Raw genomic sequence first — 6,249 nt, 5'->3', positions numbered from 1 at the left:
GGCGCGCGGCGGCCGCAGCACCTGGTACTCGGCGAGGTTCACCTGGCGGGTGACCCTGCGGAACTCGGCGGTGGTGCCGGGCCAGACGGTGGTGTTGCGGCCGTTGGCGTCCAGGTACCAGCTCCGGCAGCCGGTGTTCCAGACCGTGCGCTCCATCCGGCGCTGGACGTGCCGGTTCCAGGCGTTCACCGCGGAGGGGCGGGCGTCGAGCGCCGCCTTGCCGCCGAGGGTGTCCAGCTGCCGCATGAAGTCGGCCAGATAGTTCAGCTGGGATTCGATGATGAGGATCATCGAACTGTTCCCCAGCGCCGTGTTGGGCCCGATGACGGTGAGGAAGTTGGGGAAGCCGGCGGCGCTGGTGCCGCGCAGGGCCGCCATGCCGCCCTTCCACGCCTCGGCGAGCGTCCGGCCGCCGGCACCGGTCACCCGCTGGGCGATCGGCATGTCGGTGACCCGGAAGCCCGTCCCGAAGACGATGGCGTCGGCCTCGGCCTCCGTGCCGTCGGCGGCCACGAGCGTCGATCCCCGCACCTCGGCCAGCTCCGAGGCCACCAGGTCCACGTTGGGCCGGGCGAGCGCCGGGTAGTAGTCGCTGGAGAGCAGGATGCGCTTGCAGCCCAGGCGGTAGCCGGGGGTGAGGCGGGCGCGCAGGACCGGGTCCTTGATCGCCTTGTGCATATGGGACAGGGCCAGCTTCTCGACCACCCGCATCCGGTCCGGGTGCCGGGTGAAGTTGCTGACCTGCAGCTCCCGGATGCCCCAGAGGACGCCGCGGCGCAGCGCGGCCGTCGCGGGCAGCCGGGTGTGCAGCCAGCGCTCGGCGGCGGAGACGGGCCGGTCGAAGCGGGGCAGCACCCACGGCGGGGTGCGCTGGAAGAGGGTCAGGCGGCCCGCCTCCGGCTGGATGCCCGGCACGATCTGGATCGCGGAGGCGCCGGTGCCGATCACCGCGACACGCTTGCCGCGCAGGTCGTAGTCGTGGTCCCAGCGGGCGGAGTGGAAGACCCGGCCGGGGAAGGAGTCCAGGCCGGGCACGTCCGGCACCCGCGGGTCGGCGAGGGGGCCGGTGGCGGAGACGACGACGTCGGCGGTGTAGTCGCCGGCCGAGGTGGTGACCTCCCAGTGCAGCCGCTCCTCGTCCCAGCGCAGCTGCCGCACCTCGGAGTTGAAGCGCAGGTGCGGCCGCAGCCCGAAGGTGTCGGTGACGTGCTCCATGTACGCGCGGATGTGGGGCTGGCCCGAGAAGCTGCGCGGCCAGGCGGGGTTGGGGGCGAAGGAGAAGGAGTAGAGGTGCGAGGGCACGTCGCAGGCGCAGCCGGGATAGGTGTTGTCCCGCCAGGTGCCGCCCACGGAGTCCGCCCGCTCCAGGACCACGAAGTCGGTGATCCCCTCGCGCCGCAGCCGGACGGCCGCCCCCAGTCCGCCGAAGCCGGACCCGATCACCGCCACCCGTACGTGCTGACGCTCATGCTCGGCCATGCCGCCGCCTCCCGGATCCGACACAACTGCGCCAGCAATCACTGGCACGATGGGGAGCGTAGGGCAGCGCACCGGCGGAGCGATAGGGGTACAGGGAAAGGAAGTTACCGTCGGTCGCACGTAGGCTTCGCGCGTGGCGAGCGACCGAGGAACCGTGGTGAGGGACCGACAGACGAGGACCGGGGACCCCATGGGCGGCGAACGCGAGTACCGCGTGACGGAGCTGGCCGAGGAGGCCGGCATCACCGTCCGCACCCTGCGCTTCTACCGCGAGCGCAAGCTGCTCCCGCCGCCGCGCCGCGAGGGCCGCATCGCCTGGTACGGCCACCACCACCTGGCCCGGCTGCGCACGATCGGCGCGCTCCTGGAGCGCGGGCACACCCTCGGCGGGATCGCCGAGCTGCTGAGCGCCTTCGAGTGCGGGCGGGACGTGGGCGAGCTGCTGGGGCTGGCGGGGGCGGCCATCGGCGTCCCGTGGGCGGAGGAGGCGGCCGTCCGCCTCACCCCGGAGGAGCTGGCCGACCGCTTCGCCGGCGAGGTCACCCCGGAGAACCTGACCGCCTCGCTCGACCTCGGCTACCTGGCCGTCGACGGCGAGGAGATCGTCCACGTCAGCCGGCGCCTCCTCGATGCCTCGACCGACCTGGTGCGGCACGGCATCCCACTGGCCGCGGTGCTCACCGCGGGCCGCGAGGTGCGGGCCCACGCGGACGCCTTGGCCGAGACCTTCACCGGCCTCCTGCGCGACCACGTGCTGACCGGCCCGCCGCCGGACGGGGGCGGCGACGCCGCCGAGACCCTGGGCCGGCTGCGCGACCTCGCCAGGACGGTGGTGGACGCGGAGCTCGCCATGGCCGTGGACCGGCGCGTGCGCACCGAGCTGGAAACCCGGCTCGGTGCGCACGGCGCCGCCGGCGAACCGGGACCCGCCAGACCCGGCTGACGGCGGCGAGGACGCACGGGCGCGCCATGCCGCGACCACACCCGCACGCCGGCCGGTCGGGCCAACTGTGCTCGTGCAGAAGAGAATTGAAGCAGCCCGGCCCGCCCCGGAGGGCGGGAAGCCAAGGTCCGCCCGTGCAAACGGCGTGATTGCGCCGAAAGCGCGGAGGGCCCGTGCCCGCGGGGGCTCAGCCGAAGACGCCGGTCACCGGCGCATGGTCCGACCAGCGCAGGTCGTGCGAGGCCGCCCGCTCCACCGTCGCCTTCAGCGCCCGCTCCGCCAGCCCCGGCGTCGCGACCAGGTAGTCGATGCGCCAGCCCGAGTCGTTGTCGAAGGCGCGGCCGCGGTAGGACCACCACGAGTACGGGCCGTCGACGCCCGGGTGGAGGGCGCGGACCACGTCCGTGTACTCCTCGAAGACCTTGGTCAGCCACTCCCGCTCCTCGGGCAGGAAGCCCGCGCTCTTGCGGTTGGCCTTCCAGTTCTTCAGGTCGGCCTCGGTGTGGGCGATGTTCCAGTCGCCGCAGACCAGGACCTCGCGGCCGTCCGCCGCCGCGCGGGCCTTCAGGGCCACCAGGTACGGCAGGAACTCCGCCATGAAGCGTTCCTTCTCGTCCTGCCGCTCCGTGCCGACCTCGCCCGAGGGCAGGTAGAGGCTTGCGACCGTCACGCCCGGGAAGTCGGCCTCCACGTAGCGCCCGCTGCCGTCGAACTCGGCCGAGCCGAAGCCGATGCGCACGGCGTCCGGCTCGCGCCGCGAGTACAGGGAGACGCCGGCCCGGCCCTTGGCCGCCGCCGGGGCGTGCACCGTGAACCAGCCCTCGGGCTCACGGACCTCGTCGGGCAGCTGGTGCGGCTCCGCGCGGACCTCCTGCAGGCAGACCACGTCCGCCCCGGTCTGCGCCAGCCACTCCACGAAGCCCTTCTTGGAGGCCGCGCGCAGCCCATTCACATTTACGCTCGTAACGGTCAGCATTCCGGCACGATACCGACTTCCGTACGATGCCTTGAATGCAGATCTTGCCGGTCGCATACGACCATCCCGACGCGGTGAAGCTCCAGGACCGGGTGCAACTGGAGTACGTGGAACGGTACGGAGACGGCGATCTCACCCCGCTGGAGCCGACCCAGTTCGCCCCGCCGCGTGGCCTATATCTCATCGCCTACGAACCCGGCGGCGCGCCCGTGGCCACCGGCGGCTGGCGCGCCCGGGAGGCGGGCGAGGAGGGCTACGCGGACGGCGACGCCGAGCTGAAACGGATGTACGTGGTGCCGGAGGCGCGCGGGCGGGGCCTGGCGCGGCGGATCCTCGCGGAGCTGGAGGACAGCGCCCGGGAGGCGGGCCGCACGCGCATGGTCCTGGAGACCGGCGACCAGCAGCCCGAGGCGATATCCCTGTACATGTCGTGCGGGTACGCGCCGGTGCCGGCGGCGGAGAAGTTCGGCCTGTACCGGTCCTACGACAGCAGCCGCTGTTTCACGAAGCTGCTGGTCCCGCTGGTCCCCGCGCCCCGCTGACCCCGGCCGCCGCCCCGCCCCCGCCTCACTTCTGCGCGATGGCCGCCTCCACCTCGTGGCGGATGTCCTCCGTCCGGTAGCGCGTGGCCTCCCCGTAGTGGGCGAGGACCTCGTCGGCCTCCTCCGGCCCGTCCTCGGCGATCTCGGCGACCAGGACCGTGCTGCCCGGCGGGACCTCCGCCGCCAGCATCTCCAGGGCGGCGTTCGCGCCCGTCGCCTCGCGCGCGTCGCGCACCCCGCCGATGAGGCCGCCCGCACCGAAGCCGATCATGACGCCGAGCGGGCCGCCGAGGATGCCCAGCAGGCCCCCGATCAGGCCGCCGACGGCGAAGGCGCGGGCCGTGCCGGAGTTGTCGACGGCGTCGGGGAAGTCCAGGGTGCCGTCGTCCGCGCGGGCGATCACCGCGCCCTCGCGGAGGGTGAACCGGCCGGCGGCGTGCCCCGCGCGGAGGTCGTCCAGCGCCCGGTGGCCCTTCTCGGGCGAGGCGACGTTCAAGAAGAGGACGTTGTCTTCCTTCATGGCTTCCACTGTTGGGGCAGTCGGCCCGCCCCGCACCTCAGGACGGCCGGCGCCCCGGCAGGCCCGGCCCCGGAGAACCGGCCTCAGGACGGCTCGCCGGTGGGCCGGGCCCCGTTCCGCACCGACGCGGTCAGGTCCAGCGTCGCCTGCGCGCCCCCGCCGCCGGGGTTGGCGAAGGCCAGGCCCGCGCCCAGCACCCGCGCCTGGCCCGCCGCGATCGTCAGCCCCAGGCCCAGGCCGGAGCCCGAACCCGTACGGAAGCGCTGCGGGCCGCAGGTCAGCAGGTCGGCCGGGAAGCCGGGGCCGCCGTCGCGGACCCGCACGGTGCCGCCGTCGACCTCCACGGTCACCTGACCGCCGCCGTGCCGGAAGGCGTTGGTGACGAGGTTGGCCAGGATCCTCTCGACGCGGCGGGCGTCGGTCTCGACCAGGCAGTCGCGCACGACCCGCACCTCCGCCGCCTCCTTGCCGTCCGCCACGGCCGAGCGGACCGCACGCCGCGTCAGCTCGCCCAGCGCCCGGACCTCGGTCTCGGCGCGCTCGGCCGAGCCGTCCAGGCGGGCCACCTCCAGGACGTCCTCCATCAGCGCCCGGACCCGCTCCGCCCGCTCCCGCACCATCTCGGCGGGCCGGCCGGGCGGCAGCACCGCGGCCGCGGCGACCAGGCCCGCGACGGGGGTGCGCAGTTCGTGGGCGATGTTCGAGGTGACCTCGCGCTCGGCCTGCAGGCGGGCGTCCAGCGCGTCGGCCATCGTGTTGACGGCGACGATCAGGCGGGCAATCTCGTCCTGCCCGCCGCGCGGCTTGAGGCGGGCGCTGAAGTCGCCGTCGGCGATGCGCTCGGCCGTCCGGGCGGAGGCGTTGAGGCGGCGGCCGGCGACGGTCGCGAGGCCCACACCGACGACGCCCGCGAAGGCGGTGCCCAGGCCGCCCGCCCACCACAGGGCCTCGTCGAGCCTGCGGAGGTTCTGGGTCTGCCGGGCGTAGGGGTGCTTGACGACGATGGTGTCGCGGCCGAGGCGGCCGGCGGCCCACAGCACCGGTACGGAGCCGCTGCGGTCCAGATGGGTGGCGCGCCCGCCCCCTTCGACGGCCTTCCGCAGCGGCCCGGGTATGTGCTCGGGGTTGACGAGCGTCCGCGGCCGGTGGACGCCCGCGGCGTGGTCCTCCACGGCCGTGACGAGCCGGCCCTCGATGGCCTCGCGCGCGGTCTCCAGCTGGTTGCGGGCGGTGCGGTGGTGCACGACGAGCCCCATGATGACGGCGACCAGGGCTGCGGTGGCGGTGATGGCCACGCCGATCTTCGTGCGCAGTCCCATGGCTTCTGGCTCCTCGGCGGCGGGTCGGACCGGCTGGTGGCGGGGCCCGGGCGGGGTGGGCCTATCAGGTCGGGTCGTTCCGATGGGGCCATTCGTGCCAAATGTAACCGGCGTGGCTGGTTTGCCGACCGCGTCCTTGCCGTGCGGCGGTCATCTGCTCGTAGGATCACCGCGCCTCAGTGGTCCGGTCCAGTCGCTGCAGTCGCTGCAGCGTCACGCTCGTCGCGATGGAGGTCACTCATGCATATTGCCCGTCGCAGGCTCCTCGGCGCCCTCGCCGGAGCGGCGGCCGCCGGGGCGGTGCCCGGCGTGGCCGCCGCGGCCGTGCCCGGGGGCACGGGAGGCGCGGACGGCACGGAGGGTGCCGAGGGGGCGGACGGCGCAGAAGGCGCCGCGGGCCCCGATACGGAGTCCGCCGCCGACTTCGAAGACGTGACCTCCGCGGGGGACGAGAGCGCCCAGGCGGGGAT

6 protein-coding genes and 1 pseudogene are annotated in these 6,249 nt (G+C 74.3%); 3 read left to right on the top strand and 4 right to left on the bottom strand.

Translation table 11 applies throughout. The features are described 5' to 3' along the window. A partial coding sequence (locus tag V7793_RS31355; protein ID WP_336012986.1) for a flavin-containing monooxygenase occupies positions 1 to 1,479 on the bottom strand: 1,479 nt, incomplete at its 3' end. 190 nt (positions 1,480 to 1,669) lie between these two features. Here V7793_RS31355 and V7793_RS31350 point away from each other — a divergent pair. Then, positions 1,670 to 2,422: a MerR family transcriptional regulator gene (locus V7793_RS31350; RefSeq protein ID WP_336012987.1), complete on the top strand. Its 753-nt coding sequence runs from the start codon at positions 1,670 to 1,672 to the stop codon at positions 2,420 to 2,422. A gap of 187 nt (positions 2,423 to 2,609) precedes the next feature. Here the strand turns inward: V7793_RS31350 and V7793_RS31345 are convergent, their stop codons facing one another. Next, on the bottom strand, positions 2,610 to 3,398 hold the full coding sequence (locus tag V7793_RS31345; protein WP_336012984.1) for an exodeoxyribonuclease III: 789 nt from the start codon (positions 3,396 to 3,398) through the stop codon (positions 2,610 to 2,612). A 35-nt stretch (positions 3,399 to 3,433) separates the two neighbouring features. On the opposite strand from V7793_RS31345, the gene V7793_RS31340 reads away from it, so the two are divergent. Next, positions 3,434 to 3,940 (top strand): GNAT family N-acetyltransferase, encoded by a 507-nt coding sequence (locus tag V7793_RS31340; RefSeq protein WP_336012982.1) that lies wholly within the window; start codon positions 3,434 to 3,436, stop codon positions 3,938 to 3,940. A gap of 25 nt (positions 3,941 to 3,965) precedes the next feature. On the opposite strand, the gene V7793_RS31335 is transcribed toward V7793_RS31340, so the two are convergent. Beyond that, positions 3,966 to 4,460 carry a hypothetical protein gene (locus tag V7793_RS31335; protein WP_336012980.1) on the bottom strand — a complete coding sequence of 165 codons (495 nt, stop codon included), beginning with the start codon at positions 4,458 to 4,460 and terminating at the stop codon, positions 3,966 to 3,968. Positions 4,461 to 4,543: 83 nt separating this feature from the next. Beyond that, entirely contained in the window at positions 4,544 to 5,779 is a 1,236-nt protein-coding gene (locus V7793_RS31330; protein ID WP_336012977.1) for a sensor histidine kinase, read from the bottom strand. Between the two features lie 240 nt (positions 5,780 to 6,019). Between V7793_RS31330 and V7793_RS31325 the strand changes: the two are divergent. Next, positions 6,020 to 6,249 (top strand): annotated as a pseudogene (locus tag V7793_RS31325) (hypothetical protein); the annotation flags it as partial.

This window comes from Streptomyces sp. KLMMK (assembly GCF_036961605.1).
GTDB classification, from domain to species: domain Bacteria; phylum Actinomycetota; class Actinomycetes; order Streptomycetales; family Streptomycetaceae; genus Streptomyces; species Streptomyces telluris.
The sequence above is the reverse complement of the archived record's forward strand: the minus strand, read 5'-3'. Positions and strand labels throughout refer to the sequence as shown.

Coding starts and splice junctions, on each gene's coding strand:
- V7793_RS31350 (WP_336012987.1), top strand. CDS start 1,670: ATGGGCGGCGAACGCGAGTACCGCGTGACGGAGCTGGCCGAGGAGGCC.
- V7793_RS31345 (WP_336012984.1), bottom strand. CDS start 3,398: ATGCTGACCGTTACGAGCGTAAATGTGAATGGGCTGCGCGCGGCCTCC.
- V7793_RS31340 (WP_336012982.1), top strand. CDS start 3,434: ATGCAGATCTTGCCGGTCGCATACGACCATCCCGACGCGGTGAAGCTC.
- V7793_RS31335 (WP_336012980.1), bottom strand. CDS start 4,460: ATGAAGGAAGACAACGTCCTCTTCTTGAACGTCGCCTCGCCCGAGAAG.
- V7793_RS31330 (WP_336012977.1), bottom strand. CDS start 5,779: ATGGGACTGCGCACGAAGATCGGCGTGGCCATCACCGCCACCGCAGCC.